This is a genomic window from Marinoscillum sp. (assembly GCF_965229915.1).
In the GTDB taxonomy this organism is placed as follows: Bacteria; Bacteroidota; Bacteroidia; order Cytophagales; family Cyclobacteriaceae; genus Marinoscillum.
The window spans coordinates 806,014-824,164 of sequence record NZ_CBDDJZ010000001.1 but is presented as its reverse complement, the minus strand read 5'-3'; the positions used below and the strand labels follow the sequence as shown (position 1 = coordinate 824,164).

Below are 18,151 nucleotides of genomic sequence, written 5' to 3'. Positions count from 1 at the left end.
GGTGAAGAAATATAGTTACTGCACACGAAATGATCAGGGTGAGGTTTCATTTATTCTTTAGTTTATCCGAAGATCGATTGGAGGCACTAGATTTGCCAGATCGCCTATGATCATGAAAGCAAAAGTGAAGTCCTTTCAAAATGGCCTGTTCTGGGTCTTTCTTATAGCAATAAGTTTTGAACCATTGTTAGTAACCGGGCAAAATGCCAGTGATCTATTAATCAATGAATATCGAGAACTTAGACATGCTACCTGTCAGGTGATCATTAATAATACCAGTACCTGCACTGGGGCAATACTTAATCACCATGCTTCAAAGGATGGTCTGTTTATTATCACTGCGGCTCATTGTATCCCCGATATTGATGCTATTAATACTGCATGTTTTGTGCTGGGGGATTTTCCACTTCTTCATGAAAATACCCAATACACTGCTAGTCGGTGGGTGTCAAGCGGAGCGTTTGAGGTGCTGGCTTACAATGAGGAGCTGGATTTCGCACTTTTTTATCTAAATGAACTTCCACCGCGTCATTTGGTCCCATATCAGCTCGGTTGGGATTCCAAAGCTCAGAATCCGGCATATGGTATCTCGTTTCATTATGGGCAATTTGACTATCAAAAAACGGCTCTTGGTAGGAATGTGGTCAGTCCTGGAAGTTTCATCGGGTATCCGGACGTAAAGAATGGATTTTGGAAAGTCAGTGATTGGAGTGTTGGTGCTACTGATATAGGCTCATCGGGTGCAGGTTTGATAGATCATCGATTCAGGTTTTTGGGAGGGTTGAGTGGCAGTACGCTTTCCCAGCGAGATACGATTGATTATTTCTTCCGCTTTGACTATGCATATGACTACTTTTCTGACAGTGACATGCAGTTGGCTCATTGGATAGATCCTCAGTCTGAGCTACATGTGAAGGGAGGCAAACAAGGCACCTTCTCAAAACTAAACCTGTACAATGAATACGAGGCATACGCTGAGGACTATGTGGTGTCTGGTAGCCAATCTTATGTGCAGAAGGTGCAGTTGACTGGCGGAGCAACTGGGGTTGGCATTTACCTGAGTTTTTCCAGGATTGAGGAGTTAGTGCCATTTTCCGAACTGAGAATTGAGCTAGTGTCAGATACAGAGGAGGTACTATACACTCAAAACATCTTCCTGGAAGATTTAGAGTCCTTTCGGGAGAACTACATCGAATTGTTTAGCGGAGTAGACTTGCCTCCTGGTTTTCAGATTCAGTTATCCTTCCCAGAAGGACAGGCAGGGCAGCTTAGTTTACCGCTTCTTGCTTCTGAGCGGTCATTAATCGCTTTGCTGATAGAGGGTGAAGCCACTCTTGATTGGAGTGGGGAGGAAGACGACTCAAAGGTCCGGGTTTTTCCAAATCCCACCAATTCATTCAGCTATATCCCGGATGATGGTATTGAAAGTCTTTCTTTCTACAACTCGGATGGAATGAAAGTGAATCCAAATTACGTACGCGTAAACAACGAATACATCATCGACTGGACTGGACTGCATTCAGGATTATATTTTATTAATATTCAATTGGTTAATCACAAAAAGTCTTATTTTCGTGTAATTGTTAGAAACTAACCATTTCTAGCAGCTACCCGCAATCAGCCTAAACATTTATTCACTAAACAAACTGTCATCGCCTAATGCGAAAATTATCCCTATTATTCTTAGTTGTATTGCTTGCCGCAAGCTGTACTGTCAATGACTATCAGAGCGAGCAAGAAGTAATGTTAAAGCGCATGCCGTTCAATGAACGAGTGTTTCTCTTGAATTCCGTGAGTGGTGAATCCAGAATCTATGAACTGGATTATGACTTTCAGGGACTGGCGAGTGAAGCAGTTCTGAACAGGCTTGAGACCGAAAGTAAAGTGCCGGCAGGAGGTCACATGACCATGTCTCCTGACAATGAGTGGCTTACAGTAGTTGTAGCCAAGGTAGGAAAGATCTTTTTGGTCAATGTTAATTCAGGAGAAGTAAGAACCCTAATGCTCTACAACTACAATCCTGATGGAATGTACTATGACGAGCACTACGAAAACAGAAGATTCGAAGGCGCTATCACTCAGGTAGATGTGGATGAAGAAGGTTTCTTGTTCATAGCTGGTAAGTCTGGTTTCTTCAAGGTAGTAGCAGATAATGGTGATGGAAAAGCAGACCCATCCAACGTAAATGTGGGATCAGATATCTGGTCTGATGTTGATGCATCACTTTGCAGTTCTGCTAACTCTGGCTTAGGTGCATGTGGAGAAGTTTGGGTACATGCTGTACCGTTTACTTTTTCCGGAGATGCGTATGTAGAGAGCACAGATGATGGAGAAGACTACTTCGAAGATGCTGAGGAGTTCAATTCGAAACGAGTGAAGTTTCTTGGTGGAGACATTCTCTTTACCCAAAATAGTACAGAAACCGACGGGTTTGAAGCACAGCGACTTATCTCGTTTAGCCAGTGGAAGAACAATACGGCCATTGCTTTGGATCTGACTTGGGACTGGACAAATAAAGAGATCTCATTCACAGCAAGTAAAATCTTCGGTGGTGATAAAAACAATCCTTTTGCTACTCAGAAGACTGGTAAAGTAACCGGAGCTGCACTTACTGGTGACAACTTCGTATTCACTTCACATCACAAAAAGGACTTTATCAACTTGTGGAACCTACACGGTGACCTGATCACCAAAGTACAGTTTACCATCAATGATCCATCTCAAAACAATAAATTCAAAGATGGTAAGACAGTGCATTACTGGGGAGACATGGCTTCTACTCAGTCTTTTGACAAAAACTCTCAGAACCCATCAGGATCAAGCACTAAAGAAATCCCTGGACAGTACTCTCAGTATTGGGACTTCAGCTCAGAGATCATCCATCAGTATGCCGAGATCAAACTCTACCGTCCAGGTAGCGGTATGGATGATGATCCAAATAACATGTCTGAGGAAGACTATAACGCAACAAGTGAGTCAAGATCTAATGCAGCAAACGTAGATATTGCTGATTACAATAAAAACGGTTCCAAGTTCGTCTCACTTGGAAAAGAGAATGGATATGCTCTTCTCAGATTCCAGAATGCGATCGAAGTAGGACCGAGAACTACGCTCCAGGTAGTAGAAACATCATGGAACAAGCAGCCATCTTACACTTCATTGGAAAGCGCATTCTCTGCTTATCCTGAGTCAGCTAAGGTTTATGTGCTTAGAGATGAACTGCCAAGATACTACACTTCAGGTCTTGAAGTGATCAAAGAAGGTAAATCACCAGGTCACGACTGGGTGCTGGTAGGCACGGCTGGTATCGCTGGCAATCTATTTGAGCTAGATCAGGTGGATGGTCTGGAAGGACATCAGTTTCAGTGGGTGATGGTCGTAGACAGTGGATCTACTACACCTGATGGATATGATTTGAATTTCGTATCTGCATATGATGGGTTGGATATTCAATAACCCGTAAAATATTTGACATAAAAAAGGCATCCGGTTATATTCCGGATGCCTTTTTTTATGATTGCCATTGAATGGACTTTACTCAGTTCTTAGGGAATCCGCAGGGTTTTTGATAGCCGATCGGATGGTATGATTGGCGATGGTAAGCAGCGTAATGAGCAGCGCTGATACGCCAGCAATAACAAACAGCCAAACATCCAATTGGATGCTGTAGGCAAATTGATCCAACCACGTGTTCATGATATATGCTGCAAGTGGTGCAGCTAATACAAAGGCAATCAAAATCAGCAGCAGGAATTCTTTCCCAATCAGACCCAGGATAGAGCCAACCGAAGCACCAAGTACTTTTCGGATGCCAATCTCTTTGGTTTTCAACTCCGTGTTAAATGATATCAGACTGAGTAAGCCCAGGCAGGAGATAATGATGGCTACTATGGTGAAGTATAAGGTAAGTTTACTTACCAGGAGCTCACTGCGGTATCTGTTTTCATAGTCCACATCCAAAAAACTAAATTCAAAGGCCTCCTCGGGCATGTACTCTGTGTGAAGCCGCTCCACTGAAGCTATGGCTGATTGGGTCTCGCCGGGCTTTGTTTTAATCAAAAACATGCTGGGATAAGGGTCTATTGTCAATATCAAAGGTTGGATGGGTGCATGTAAAGAGGCGATATGGAAATTTTTCACCACTCCAATGACTCTTCCTGTAGTTCCCCAGAACTCTAGTTTAGTGCCAACTGGGTCTGACAGACCCATCAGCTCAGCTGTCACTTCATTGATCAGAAAATTAGTAGAGTCACTCGCTATATCAGGATCAAAATCTCTCCCGGACTTGATCTTTATATCCATCATCGAAAGAAAGTTTTGGTTAATCCCCAACACGTGAAAATAGGCATCCATTTGTGGGTCTTTGCCTTCCCAGGATGGGTCAGAGGTGCTATTGGTCACGTTAGTAGGGTCTTGATTGGCAGTGGATACCTGGGCAATTCCAGGCATGTTGATCAGTCGGGAACTCAGCGTGGCTACCTGCTCTCTGGACAGATCATGGGTACTTATCCTCATTACATTTTGTTTGTCAAGTCCCAGGTTTTTGTTCAATACATATTGCAATTGATTGAATATAGTTACCGACCCGATGATCATGGTAATAGTGATTGCAAACTGAAATACGACCAGACTCTTCCGGAAAAGCGCATTGGATCGATCCGCCTTGACGATTCCTTTAATCGAGAGTATGGGATTTAGAGAAGCCATGTAGACGGCTGGGTAGAGACCAGACAAGATGCCCAGGCCAACAATGAACCCAATACAGGTAATGACAAACTGCAGCGTAAAGAATTCAAACCCGATGGACTTGTTGGCCAGCGTGTTGAATGTGGGAAGTAATAAACCCACGGAAACTGCTGAGAGAGCAAATGCAGCGATGGTAATGAGTATAGCTTCCAACACAAACTGAATTCTCAAGGACCGTTTTTGAGCTCCCATTACTTTGCGAATTCCAGTTTCTTTTGATCTTTTAGAAGATCTGGCCGTGGTGAGGTTTACAAAATTTACTGAGGCAAGTAGTAAGATCAGAATAGCCGATATCGACAATAAGCGCACATAGTCGATTCGTCCTCCGGCTTTGATCCCATTTTCGAATTTGGTATACAGGTACCTCTCGCTAAAGGGTTGCAGAATGAGCGGAGCAGAATCACTGGCATCTGGTCTGTTTTCAGCTATAGCATTCACCACATTGTCCTGAGCCGTGCCGGAGGTATATCCATCGGCAATTTTCACATACATACTGTGGTTGTAGTTGCCCCAGTGTTTTTGCCACTGTTGATGCTTGAGCATGTATGCAAAAGGAATGATCAGGTCAAACCTGAGTGTCGAGTGCTTTGGCAGGTCTTTGAAAATACCGGCTAGTTTGAAGGACTGGTTGTCTTTGTTGGTAATGCTGGTGCCAACGATATTTTGTTCTCGCCAGCTTTCCCCGAAATACCGGTCAGCAGCAGATTCACTCAGCACTACTGATTGTGGTTCATCATACAGTAATTGATGACTACCCTGAACGAACGGTATAGAAAAGACCTCAAAGATCTCAGGTGTGCCATAGTGGCCGGAAAGTGTGAGGTATTCTTCCCCTTTTTTGGTTACCAGTGTGGTTCCCCAGTTAATCATAGCCGCTTTTTCAATTGCCGGGTACTTCTCCTGTAGTACAGGTTGCAGCGGATAGGGAGTGGTGGTCCAGGTGTGAATGGTTCCAGAAGACTCCTGTTGCTTGACTAGTACATAATGGATTTTATCCAATTCTTCAGGCCAGGAGTTGTACTCAAGTTCATCCTGCACCCAGAGGTAGATAAACAAGCTACAGGTGATGCCAAGTGCTAGTCCCAGAATGTTAGAAGCGGTGTATCCACGCTCTTTTTTAAACACCCGAAGAGCCACCTTCAGGTAGTTGGTGATAATGTGTATGTTCATATTGATTTGAGTTTTTTTAATACTGGATGGCCTGAAGAAACGAATGACATCAATGGTGAATTTCCATCTGGCGGTGCTCAGGCCGTTGCGATCATGATTTTTATGGAACTGCTCAATGAGGTCGCCCTGAATCTCATCTAACAGGTCTTCATCGCAGTACCATTCCAGAAATCTGTTGGCCCAACGTGGAGGTGATATGATTCGAGAGGAGCTCATGCCATGTTCACCTGAGGAGCCATTTTCCACAATTCGTTTCGTGTATCGCGCAGTTCAGCGATGATCTTATATCCACTTTTGGTGATTTCGAAGAGCCTTTTCTTTCTCCCACCGCGCTCAGTTGTAGCTCCACCCATCTTGGAACTGAGAAATCCCTTTTTTTCCAGCCGCTTCAAGACCGTGTGGATGGCCGGAATGGATATTGACTTCCCTGTGCGGAGGTGGTATTCTTCACCTACCGATACCCCGTAGGCTTCCTCCTGCATGACCAGGACTAATAGTAGGATGGTTTCTTCTAGAGACCCTATAGATTCATTCATTATACAAGTGTTTAATTAACTATTGTATAACAAATAGATGGGAAATAATCTAAAAGGGTTGCATTTCGCTTAAAAAAAATATGAAGTTACGGTGTTAATGGTCTTATACACTCATCAGATCGCTGATCCTGGAGTATTGGACGTTTCTATTTTGATAGTGGTTGGTAACCATTCGTGCTGCTACCTCCCAGGAGAATTTCTCCGCTCTAGCGAGGCCTTCTGAAATCGTGAATCGCTTGAAGTATTTGTACGAGGATAGGTAATCGGAGATTCCCATCGCGATACTTTCGGGTATAAATGGGTCTACTTGTTTAGCTGCCAGACCAGCGACTTCTGGCATGGACGAGGTGTTGGAAGTGATCACCGCTGTGCCACATGCCATAGCCTCAAGTATGGGAATACCGAAACTCTCACGTAACGAAGGATACACAAATAAGTCAGCTGCTGAATACAAGGCCGGTAGATCTTTCTGTGGCACATAGCCTGTAAGAACTATGTCTTGCCGCAGCTCTTCCAGGTGTAGTTTAGAAAGCATCTTGTCCAAATCTTCCTCAGAGCTCTCTGCGATCACCAGTTTCATGGGTTTCTTTTCCTTGGTGCGATAGAGGTGATAAGCCTGCAGCAGGCCTTCCATGTTTTTCTTGGGAGCCGTATTGCCCAGGAAGAAAATAAAATGCTGAGGAAGCTCATAGCGCACTTTTACAGCACCTATGACCTCTTTACTTGCCGGTTGGAATCTGTCAGAAACTCCATTATATACCACACTCACCTTATCTGAGTCACCAAAATGAGCATCAATCTGTTTTTTCTCAAAATTGGAGACTGTAAATACTTTTTTTGCTTTTCTGTATGCAAGTGGAACAATCCACTTACGATAGTAATGACCAAGGCGCTGATAAAGCGAACCTCCACTAAACTCCTGATGGAGATAGATGATGTCGTGAAGTGTCAGGTGCAGTGGTGCTGGGCTGAAAATGGGTGCTGTATTGCTGGTACAGTGCAAAAGATCAAGGTCATATAATGCTGCTACTCTGGGTAACTGAATTTGTTCCCAATCGGCGTAGGTGAGCGCTTTGATTTCTATGATCTTGAAGTTACTGGTTTCTTTCAAGCAGCGATCTTCGCCTGGTCTTACGAAAATGTAATATTCGTTGATCTGATCAATCATCTGAAGATTACGGATCAGTTCGAGGGCATAGATGTCCATGCCGTGTTTTTTCTTTCTGAATATGCGTTGCGCTTCGATGCCTATTTTCATGGGTGAACAGATTGATGTGGGGTATGTAGAAAATTGTTTTTTGCTTTTTTAAATCCAGCCAGTGCTTTGATCATCAGCCAAAATGTTTTTGGAAGGTGTAAGCACGCTTTGGCAGCCTTTCTGTTGAGAAGATGGCTGGGTGTGGCGATGAGTAGTGCGGCTATCAATGCAGCCCAACCGCCCAGAGTCCATTCCCAATATGGAAACTGAAGAGCAGTGAAGAGCACTGCCAGTACTGTTAGTAAGCCTAAAAGAATCAGGCGCGGTGGCAGCAAGAACTGCAGGGATTTATCAAAGTAATCGAGATTGCCTCGTGTGATCAGATGGTAGACCGCATCACCAAACGAACTAAGTCCATACCTGATTTGCGCCGCAATCCAACGTGTCCGCTGGTTAGTGAATGCTTCTGTTTTGCTGACCTTCTCATCATATACCAGAGCCTCTTCCAAATATCCGATGCGGATCTTCCGCTTCAGCAGACGTAATTCCAATTCTTTATCAAAACCACCAATCGCATCAATTTTCGCCATTTCATTTTTGAACAGGGAAAGGTCAAAGGCCATCCCAGAGCCGATCAATGCCGAGGAAAGCCCAAATGCCTGATGACCCTTGCGGAATATGCCATTGTTGATTTCTTCACTAATGGCATCAAGAATTGCGAGGTTGTTTTCCTGGTTTTTCGCTACCCGATGACCTTGCATGGCAGACAAGCCAGTATTGTAGGCTTGGTTGATGTGTTGCAAGAAATTAAGCTCCATGACATTGTCTGCATCCAGCACCACAGCTATTTGATAGCTGCTGTCCAGTTGTTGCATTGCTGTGTTGAGGGCTTTGGCTTTGGTACTTTTTTCGAAGGATACTTCTACCACCTGTATGGGCAATTCACGTAGTAGCTGGAGTGTTTTTTCTTGGAGCGAATCAGCAATGACGTATACAGAGTAGCGAGTCGGTGGGTATACCTGGTCCAATGCCTTGATCGCACTGTCTACAATGACGCCATCTTCCTTGTAGGCCGGTATCATCACGGCGATTTTATTGAAGTCTACAAGTGAACTGGTACGTTTTGCTTGGCTTTTGAGTAAAGATCCAACTGCGAAGAAGAGGTAATAACCTGCTGCCAGTAAGAGGTAACCAAGTAAGATTATGATGAAGATTTGCATGTCCTTACGCCTTTAGCCATTTACTCAGATCCCTATTGATCAGCTCTTGCAGTGCTCGGATATCCTCTCCGTATACGCTTTCGATCATTGCTTTTCTGATTCCCGATGATAAGGGTACTTTCATCAGGTTTTTATTTCTAAGTTGATTGATCCATTTCTTTAGTTGCTGATTGCTGGTGATGGCATTCTTAAAAGCAGGGCTGAGCTTTCCTACGAGATCTTTGACAATGCTTCGCTGACCAATGAGCTTGTCTAAAACCCTGTTTTTGATAAGCCCAGATACGTTATATGACGCTCTGAGATCTGGTTCATACCAGCCGTCTACACCAATAAAATCATAGATATTCTGTACCACGCGGAGTGGATCAGCTTTGAACTCATCATATAAAATCGTCATGATTTGTTCTTTGGGGAAAAGCTTGTAGTACTTGATCAAGTGATGGTTGTAGAAACCCTCTTGTACCAGGTCGTTTCGTTTCCACCAGATGTTGTTATGCTCCAGTGCATCTTCAAACCGGTTGGTAGGCTGACGATTTTCACGAGCCAGATGCATGAACCGGGAGTAAAGTCGGTCTACGGGATTTCTAAGTATGACTATGAGCTTGGTGTTGGGAAGTCTGTCTTTGATTTTCAATGCTGCGTCTTCGGAATACAGATACATTGGAGATACTTCACCAATGGCTGTCTCTTCCTTCACGCCATCAAAAAGCTTTTTGTATTCGTCCCAGTTGGTCACTGACCAGGGGTAATGAAACATCTGTTCTGGATCGTCCTCAGGGTTCACCATTTCAGTGCCTTCCAAAGCAAAGAAATTCGTTTCTTTTACCGGACTCATGTAGACATTCGGGTGCTCATTGAGGTATTCATAAAGGGCGGTTGTTCCGGACTTGCCGGCGCCTATGATCATGAAGTTTGGAAGTTTGCTCATCGTTTTACTATTTGAATCAAAAGTATCAATAGACCGAATGGCTACTGGCCGGATTTCGCTGACTGGAGGGTAATGATCGATTTTTGGATAAATCGTTTCAGTTTGATGGATTTTAAGTCGATGAGTGGATGCTGGACAACTCCAAACACTATGCCCATGGTGATGTTGATAATGGTCACTAATGCCACGCCCATGAGTGATTGGAAGTAGTGCAGTACCAGCCAGTCACCCACTATATTGATGACAACCATGAGCCAAACTTTGGTAGCGTTGACTCCTGGCTTCCCGATACTATCAAATGACGCACCCAGAAACTTGTCTAAAGGCAGTAGCATCAGTGGAATGACCAACAACAGCAGGATGTTTTTACTCTCACCATAACCAGACCCTCCCAGCACATTGATGATAAAATCTGGCACTAGCAATATGGCTGCTGCCAATGGAGTGCATAGTAGTGTGAGGCGGACGATATTGGTTCGTAGTATTTGCTGATAATGACTCACTTGCTGATTGTGGTGTGCAATTGTGAGTTTTCTGTAAGCTGTCATGACAAATCCACGCAGGGGGATTTCCATGAGGTCAAGTACTTTCATGGGGATAGCAAAAATGGCGACTGCTTCGGTACCTAGTACAGCTCCAATGATCAGGTTATCAGCGCTTTTAAGCAAGTTAGATCCAGCCAGTGTGGCCAGACTGTGTTTACCAAAGTGCAGTTGTTCTTTGAGTAGTTGAGATCCTGCCCACTTCCAATTCAGTGTGGTGAGCTGTCTTATAGAGAACAGCGAAATAAGCCCATGAACAGCTATATAGCACCAAAGAAGCAGGTGGAATTCTATCGTTATAAACTGTGATCCAATAGCTGCTAGAAAGAAGCAACCATTAACAGCAACTCTCAAGTTATTCATTCTTCGGTACTGACCCTTCGCATGGGATATCCAGGTGTCCAGGCTCAGTGGAAGTGAGGCTACTGCGAGCAGTGGGTAGTATCTAAAAAAGAGGTCTAATGACCAGTTGGACCAGTCATAAGCCAGCCCGGAGATGAATACAATTAGTGCAGTGATGGCCGTAATGGCTGCAGCAAGCACACCCGATGCGGCGAGTATCTCTGACTGCTTTTCTTGACTCTGAGTACTATTGAAAGCACGAACCAAGCCCTGGCGGACCAGTCCCGTGCGCATGAGGTCCATGAGGCCTACCGCTGAAATGAATAGCGCCCATAGCCCAAAATTGGACTTGCCAAGTGATCTTGCCAAAAGCATAAACGTAAGCAGTCCGATACCGGAGGCAGTCAGGTTGCCTAGTAGTACAATGCCATTTTCTGAGCGCAGGAGGTTTTTGATCTTATGCATATGCTTTGGGGGACAATATAGCTTCCACTTCGGCTGCTCGGGCAGACCAGTCGTTCATTTTAGCTAGGTCCAGCCGCTCTTCTGCCTTGTCTGTGGTGTCAAAGGTGAGTTCCACATCGAGCAGACGACTGAACTCCGCAGCGTCACGTGCCACTGAGATGTACCCATCAAAATCAGCAAGTGGAGCAAAATCAGTAGTCACTACTGGTAGTCCGGCAGCCAGGTACTCGTTGATTTTCAGAGGGTAAATGTTCTTTGTAAACTCATTGGTTGCAAAGGGAATAATCCCAATGTCGAACTTTGACATCAACCTGGGAATCTGATTGGGCTGTTGTGCTCCGAAAAAGCGGACATTTGCATGTTGGTCCAATCGTTGGTGCTGCTGAGGTTCTGTGATGCGTCCTACAAAGTGAAACTCATAGTGCGGATAGGACCGAATCACCCGATCGAGCAAATCATAGTCCAGACGAAAATCTATGGAACCAACATACCCAACAATCTTTTTTTGTTCGAATTTGGGGCGGTAGGCCTGGTGAAAGAGGTCAAAATCCACACCATTTTTGATGAGTTTTACATTGGGGTGCAGTAGAGATTTACGCTCCAGCAAACCCTGAGAAGTAACGATCACCTGATCTACTTTTTCCAGAAATTTGTCTTCCATTTCACCACCATGTTGGCCACACCAGTGAGCCGCTCTGATCTCATCATAGCAGTAGTAGATGAGTTGAGACTCGCTGAGCTTGCCAGCTAGTGGTACTCCAATCAGCGGATTGAAAGCATTGATGACAATGGGTGCTTCGAAATCAAGAAGGTGCATGGCATGTCTGATGCTTTTTTTCAACAGGCTGGTTTGCCATTTATTCAGCGTTTGGTATGCTCCCGTATGCTTGATCCAGTTAATCGGCAATCCGGGAGGTAAGGTCAGATGGTAAACCTCACCATGGGGAGTAGGCAATGTTCTCAAACGCTCTTCAATGCCCAACATCCGCTTGACTGGTGCCTTGGTTCTACCTAGACTAGCCGTGATGGCGTCTTTCCAGGTGAACGGATAATCGACAAAAAGTACTCGATGATTTTTAGCCAGGTGACTCATCATGTGCACGATGGTTTTCATGTAGTCACCTTCCCAGGTGGTCATGGTCAGGCAGATAATGTCTTTTCCTTTTTTCATGATTTAGCTGTTTGGATTCCAGATTTTCCAAATTCAAATCGTACCACTTTTCTGATCCACTTGATCAATACACTACGACGCACAGGCACCTCCGCCACGACCTGATCCAGATAGTACGGTTTTACTCCATTCACAATGAGTGATGGATGAATGGCTGTAACTTTTTCCAGATCAGATTTCATGTTTTCATGAGCAGTAGACCAAACCTTATCTGCTCTGATAAACCACAGGATCTGCTGAGCCTGCTCAATGATGTGCACGGGCATTTTGCCATCCACCCAGGCTGGTAGTTCTAGAAGTATGTACTGATACCTCTCATAAAACTTGGAGTTTATGGCTTTCCATCCTGGTAGCCTATCGCTGATTTGGTATTGGTAAAGGTGTTTGGTCTCCTTGTGTGAGCCCTGGGGAGCGATAAGGCATACTTTCTCGCCGGATTTGATCATTTCCTCTAAAAGTTGGGTCATGCCAAAACTCTTGCCTTCGTGCTGTTGAGTACTCAGTCCCACAATCAGTGAAGTACCTTCCTGACCATTGGAGTACTTCTCCAACTTCACTTTGCTGGCAATGATTCCGGTAACTCGCTCAAACAGATTGCCATACTTCTGCTCAAAGTATTTATCCACGACAGGCAAAGCTCCTGCAACTTCCAGACCGCTACTTTTTTTAGCACGTTCTGGATGTCTGATTGAATTGTCCAGAAGGTCTGTGGCAATAATGCTGCCTAATACGCCAAACATACCCACCATGAACCCAACAATAATGAGCAGCGCTCTTTTACTAGCCTCTGGCTCCAGCGGATAAGTAGGAGCATCCAGAATTTCCAGCTGACTTGTCATGGCGATGTTTTGCTGCCTTAGTTTGCTCAGGTTGAGACCATGGAGTACTTCCAGGTACTCGCGTTCATAGACACTGATCTGGCGTTCCATCCGGTCGATGGTAGATCCCATGGGTGTGAACTGATCAAATTGATCATCAATACTTTTTAGGTGCTGCTTGAACATTTCCACAGTGACGAGTTCACGATTATACTTGATGATTTCGTCCAACCATTGGTTGACTACTTGCTGACCAGAAAGGCCTTCCTTGGTCTGAGATTGTCCAATTGCTGTGGTAATAAAGCGTTGTATATCGCGTTTGAGTTGGGTTTGTACCAGCAGCTTGGTCTGTATGACGGAGTCTTTGGCCTGGGCCGCCTGGAGTTTGGAAATATCAGAAGTGATCTCTGCTAGCTCTTGTTTCTTCTCGGCTAGTTCCATGTTGTTGGCTATGCGTTTTTCCCTGAGCTCTAGTTTGTCTTCCAGCTCTTTAATAGCTGCTTCAGTGGCTTTCAGGTTCATCATTTTGATGGCATATTCTTCCAGTGCGTTTTGCTTTTTGATGGCGAGTGCTTTGGTTTCCTCACCGTAGTTGATCACCCGGCTGTTTACTCGGAATGCCGTCAACTCGTCCTCAGCATGGTTGAGGTTGGATTTGACGCGGTTTAGTTCAGCCTCAAAATAGGCCACTACATCACCAGTTTCTGTTTCCTTCAGCTGACGATACCGATCAGCAAAGACTTCCAATAGTATATCCAGGGTGTTTTTGCAGAGTCCGGGATCATAGGTAGCAAACTCTACAGAGATCATGTCACTGGAGTGTACACGTTTGGTTGAAATGGACTGTAACTTCTCGATGCTGTACGATCCTTTGCCACGTATCATTTTAACGATGGTTGGGTGACCGTTCAAATACAATGAATGAATGTTGGTGTAAGTCTTTTCAGGGTCTCCTGTGATGACATATTCGGTTCTTTTGTGGAGTGGTATAGCTTCCAGCAGTTTATCGTAAGCTTCCACACCGAGAATGGAGCCTGGACGTTCCTGTGACAGGTTGAGTGCTAGCAGTCGCAAACCTACTTCCTCCAGAGTCAATCGAGACTTAATGATGGACATGAGGTTGTCATAGGCTGCATTCACCGCCTTGTAGTCTACTTTGTCACTAGATCCTGACTCGATGTTGTAGCCAGATCCGATGCCCGTGTAAATGAGTGCATTGGATTTGTACTCTTTGGTTTGATTGGCCGTGAGAAAAAACACGGTTGCAGCTAGTACTACTGGCACTGCCACGAGCATTTTTAAGTTTCTGTAGATCAGCCGAAGTAAATCAAATAAGCTCATAGTGTTTTATTTTAATCCGAGTAGTACAGAGATTTCACTTCGCCTTTTCATAGCATCTATTGAGGCTTTGACCAGAGCTTCCTTTGCCAGGTGTACCTGGTTTTCGGCGATGAGTGCTTCAGTATAGGAAGCATTCCCAGCGCGAAAAGACTCGTCTAAAAATTCTTGCTGTTGCTGTCGGGTGGTGTACGCCTGATGACGGATGTTGACTGATTCCAATAAGCCTAGATAGTCATAGTAGAGGTTGAGAATGTCTTTTTTGAGTTTGGTTTTAGCGTCTTCCTGTATGTATCTGGAGTATTCGCGCTTGCTCTCCGACTGCCTCACATAACTCTTGCGGTTGACCAGTTTGGCGGGATCTATCGATAGGTTCAGTCCCACGTTTGGTAATAATCCATATGTTGTATAGGACTCATTGTTCGCATCGAGCGTGGTGTTAGCTGAAAATACGTTGACGCCTAGTCTGAATGATGATATCCATGACCGTTTGTTTTGCTTGATTTCCTCATCGTACATTGCCATCTCCTGATCGATTGCTTTGATCAGATTGGAGTTACCCAAAACCCGCGTGACTAGCGAATCCAGAATGGCTTCACTATGAAGCACACCACTCACTTCCAGTATCTCGCTTTCGATCTGGGATCTGCTGAGGGTAAATTCGCCTTCTTGTGCATAACTGCAGTGTATAAGGATCATGCAGATAATTGTGCCAATGAGGTTCTTCATGATAGATTGATTGTTTTGATTCAAGCGTAAAACTATTGGAGAGATCATGCTTGATTAGCTCATAATAGATAGGTGGTATGACTGCTTCGATTTTTGGTAAGAATCTGTCTTTTAGCTGGATGAGGTGTCCTGGAGGGGTAGCTAATGGCGGTTTTCCAAAAATCTATCAATTCCTACCAGTAATCGATTTTATAAGAATAGAGCGGTGGTTACTTCTCATTTTTGGTGCATCATTAATTGCATAAAAATGAAAAAGAGCATCTACTTTCCAGGGTTAAACGGGCTGAGATTTTTTGCAGCTTTGTTTGTATTCTTTCATCATGTGGAGCAGCACAAATTTCTGATGGGGTTAGCTAACTGGTGGGGAGTTCCCATCATAGACAATCTCGGGCATCAGGCTCGCATTATCTTCTTTGTCCTAAGTGGCTTTTTGATTACTTACTTGTTCTTAAAGGAAAAGGAAAAGACTGGTAAGATCAACTGGTGGAAGTTTCAGACCAGAAGGGCTCTGCGTTTATGGCCCGTTTATTACCTGATGGTATTGGTTTCCTTTTTCGTATTACCACACCTTATAGATATTCCAGCTTTCAACGATGTGCTTGCTGATAACTTCTGGAAGGAGTTTGCAGTCTATATGGTGCTGTTTCCTAACCTGGCCAGGTTGCTTCCGCCTATTATGGGAGCTTATCAGTTTTGGTCAGTGGGTGTGCAAGAGCAGTTTTACTGGATCTGGCCTTTGGTGGTCAGATTTTTCTCTAAGAAGCTGATCCCATTTTTAGTTGTTTTTGTGGGCATCAAAGTGATAGGTGAGTTAGTATTGATGAATGCGATTGATGCGCAAATGCTTGGTTCGGAGCTTCATTTGAGACTGTCTCAAGCGCTGAAGATGTGGCAGTTGCTGCTTTTTGAGCAGATGGCTGTTGGAGCATTGGGTGCATACGTGGTTTTTCATGGCAAGCAAAAGGTACTCCATCTGATTTACCATCCGGTTACTATCGGTTTAGCGAGTGTCATTTTCCTGATCTTATTATTTCAGGAGTACCATTTTGTTGGGTACACTGTGCTTCAGGGAAATCTGGCGTTGATTTTGATTCTCAATATCTCCTTGAATGACCGGTTTCCGATCCAGTTGGAGAGTCCGTTTTTTAACTATCTCGGCAATTTGTCTTTTGGAATGTATGCCTATCATACGGCTGCCATTGCCATAGTCATTAGCCTACTCACGACTCAGACCAATCTGGTAGCGTCTGCTCCGGTATTGTTCAATTTGGCGCTTTATGGAGGTTCATTTGTTGTTACCATGGGTATTTCTATGTTATCATTCAAATACCTGGAAGGCTACTTCTTATCGCTCAAGAAGAAATTCAGAATGGTCAGAAATACTGACAAAGGATCGATAAAATCGAATGAATCCTCTAAAATTCTACAGCCACAAACAGTCTAAATTGGAGCAAAATACACTTTATGACAATAGAGCTATCCAGGTAGGGACGGTCTTTCGAAGGGTGCTGGGCATCCTTCTGGCTGTATGTGCTGGCATGCTCATCGCTAATGGTGGGATCAAGACTGGAGCCGTCCTGGTTATCCTTCCACCCATAGTCGTGTTTGTGATGATCTCCTTTTATCAACCAGCCATGCTTATGCATGTGGTGGTGGTGATGGGTTTTTTGATCTCCCTGTTGAGTAGGTATGTCCCGGGCATTCCTTTCGGTCTGAGTGTGGATGGTTTACTGGGATTGATGGTGTTGGTGCTGATTTTTGACAAAAAGGAATATTATCGGCCACAATATGTCACCAACGCACTCACCCTAATTCTTCTTACCTGGCTGGGATATTCCTTTGTTCAGATTGCGAATCCACTGGCGAAAAGCAAGATAGCCTGGTTTTATGCCAACCGAGGCCTTTCTTTTTATCCGGTATTTCTATCCATTCTTACCATGTATGTCTACAGGACTAAAGATCATCTGAAATGGTTTTTGGCAATCTGGGCAGGACTTTCTCTTTTCGGTACATTGTGGGGAATGAAACAGCTTTTTCTTGGAGTAAGTGATGTGGAGCAGCAATGGTTAAATGCTGGAGCAGCCAGCACACATGTACTATTCGGGAAGTTACGGATATTCTCCTATTTCAGTGATGCTGCTCAGTTTGGCGCCAGTCAAGCACATACAGCGGTGGTTTTTGGAATCATTGCACTCTTTCCGGGTAAACATAGGTATCGATGGTTATGCTTGTTAATTGCTGCGCTGAGCCTATATGGCATGCTGATATCTGGTACTCGAGGTGCTATGGGCGTATTGGCGCTGGGTGGGTTCACTTATTTTGTAATGACTAAGAATTTTCGAATAGTGGTTTTAGGAATAGTAGTGGCCGCAAGTGTTTTTGTGTTTTTGAAATACACGACCATCATGCAGTCTAACTACCAGGTAAACCGGCTCAGAACTGCGCTGAGGTCTGATGATCCATCTTTGATGGTACGTAAGCAGCGTGAAATCATCCTTAAAGCCTACATGGCCGATAAGCCAATTGGAGGAGGTATCGGTAGTGCAGGATACTGGGGTAAGCGATTTTCACCGGGTACCTTCCTGGCAGAGTTGGGCACCGATGGACACTATACTCGGATCTGGATGGAGACAGGTGTTATTGGGCTTTGGCTGTATTTATTAATGCTGGCAATCATTGTCTTTTACCTGGGAAGGAAACTGTGGTTTATGGAAAATACTCGATTAAGGCAGGTGCTTGTTGCATTTTACAGCGGATTTCTTGGCCTGTGCCTCTCTAGCTATACCAATGGACTCTTGACGCAAATTCCTACTGGAGTATTGGTCTTTATCAGTCTGGCTTTTGTGTATTTAGGCACAGAGAAGAAGCTTGGTTAATTCCTCATTTTTCTTTCTGTCCGTTGGATTTCATGCAGAGTATACCGCTTCTTTTTCAAACTTCTAATAGTA

At 44.3% G+C, this 18,151-nt stretch carries 13 protein-coding genes; 4 read left to right on the top strand and 9 right to left on the bottom strand.

Going from position 1 to position 18,151, the window contains the following annotated elements:
- Positions 1-112 precede the first annotated feature (112 nt).
- Both ACO067_RS03465 and ACO067_RS03460 read left to right on the top strand, forming a co-directional pair.
- A complete protein-coding gene (locus tag ACO067_RS03465) occupies positions 113-1,594 on the top strand; it encodes a T9SS type A sorting domain-containing protein (RefSeq protein WP_421870854.1) in 1,482 nt (493 codons plus the stop codon).
- A gap of 65 nt (positions 1,595-1,659) precedes the next feature.
- The gene (locus ACO067_RS03460; RefSeq protein WP_421870852.1) at positions 1,660-3,456 is read left to right on the top strand and encodes a hypothetical protein; all 1,797 of its coding nucleotides are present in this window, start codon (positions 1,660-1,662) and stop codon (positions 3,454-3,456) included.
- A 78-nt stretch (positions 3,457-3,534) separates the two neighbouring features.
- Here the strand turns inward: ACO067_RS03460 and ACO067_RS03455 are convergent, their stop codons facing one another.
- From ACO067_RS03455 to ACO067_RS03415, 9 genes are all read right to left on the bottom strand, one after another.
- Positions 3,535-6,132 carry an ABC transporter permease gene (locus tag ACO067_RS03455; RefSeq protein ID WP_421870850.1) on the bottom strand — a complete coding sequence of 866 codons (2,598 nt, stop codon included), beginning with the start codon at positions 6,130-6,132 and terminating at the stop codon, positions 3,535-3,537.
- Entirely contained in the window at positions 6,129-6,452 is a 324-nt protein-coding gene (locus ACO067_RS03450; protein ID WP_421870848.1) for a PadR family transcriptional regulator, read from the bottom strand. Before ACO067_RS03450 ends, ACO067_RS03455 begins: the two co-directional genes overlap by 4 nt.
- 103 nt (positions 6,453-6,555) lie before the next feature.
- Positions 6,556-7,710 carry a glycosyltransferase family 4 protein gene (locus ACO067_RS03445; protein WP_421870846.1) on the bottom strand — a complete coding sequence of 385 codons (1,155 nt, stop codon included), beginning with the start codon at positions 7,708-7,710 and terminating at the stop codon, positions 6,556-6,558.
- A complete protein-coding gene (locus tag ACO067_RS03440) occupies positions 7,707-8,870 on the bottom strand; it encodes a glycosyltransferase (RefSeq protein WP_421870844.1) in 1,164 nt (387 codons plus the stop codon). Before ACO067_RS03440 ends, ACO067_RS03445 begins: the two co-directional genes overlap by 4 nt.
- Positions 8,871-8,874: 4 nt before the next feature.
- The gene (locus ACO067_RS03435; RefSeq protein WP_421870842.1) at positions 8,875-9,798 is read right to left on the bottom strand and encodes a sulfotransferase family protein; all 924 of its coding nucleotides are present in this window, start codon (positions 9,796-9,798) and stop codon (positions 8,875-8,877) included.
- A 41-nt stretch (positions 9,799-9,839) separates the two neighbouring features.
- Positions 9,840-11,147 (bottom strand): lipopolysaccharide biosynthesis protein, encoded by a 1,308-nt coding sequence (locus tag ACO067_RS03430; RefSeq protein ID WP_421870840.1) that lies wholly within the window; start codon positions 11,145-11,147, stop codon positions 9,840-9,842.
- The gene (locus ACO067_RS03425; protein WP_421870838.1) at positions 11,140-12,318 is read right to left on the bottom strand and encodes a glycosyltransferase; all 1,179 of its coding nucleotides are present in this window, start codon (positions 12,316-12,318) and stop codon (positions 11,140-11,142) included. Before ACO067_RS03425 ends, ACO067_RS03430 begins: the two co-directional genes overlap by 8 nt.
- Positions 12,315-14,477 (bottom strand): GumC family protein, encoded by a 2,163-nt coding sequence (locus ACO067_RS03420; RefSeq protein ID WP_421870836.1) that lies wholly within the window; start codon positions 14,475-14,477, stop codon positions 12,315-12,317. Before ACO067_RS03420 ends, ACO067_RS03425 begins: the two co-directional genes overlap by 4 nt.
- A gap of 6 nt (positions 14,478-14,483) precedes the next feature.
- Positions 14,484-15,203, bottom strand: coding sequence for a TolC family protein (locus ACO067_RS03415; RefSeq protein WP_421870834.1), 720 nt, complete (start codon positions 15,201-15,203; stop codon positions 14,484-14,486).
- A gap of 247 nt (positions 15,204-15,450) precedes the next feature.
- Between ACO067_RS03415 and ACO067_RS03410 the strand changes: the two genes are divergently transcribed.
- Both ACO067_RS03410 and ACO067_RS03405 read left to right on the top strand, forming a co-directional pair.
- Entirely contained in the window at positions 15,451-16,647 is a 1,197-nt protein-coding gene (locus ACO067_RS03410; protein WP_421870832.1) for an acyltransferase family protein, read from the top strand.
- Positions 16,610-18,079, top strand: a complete 1,470-nt coding sequence (locus tag ACO067_RS03405; protein ID WP_421870830.1) for an O-antigen ligase family protein — start codon at positions 16,610-16,612, stop codon at positions 18,077-18,079. Before ACO067_RS03410 ends, ACO067_RS03405 begins: the two co-directional genes overlap by 38 nt.
- Positions 18,080-18,151: the final 72 nt, after the last annotated feature.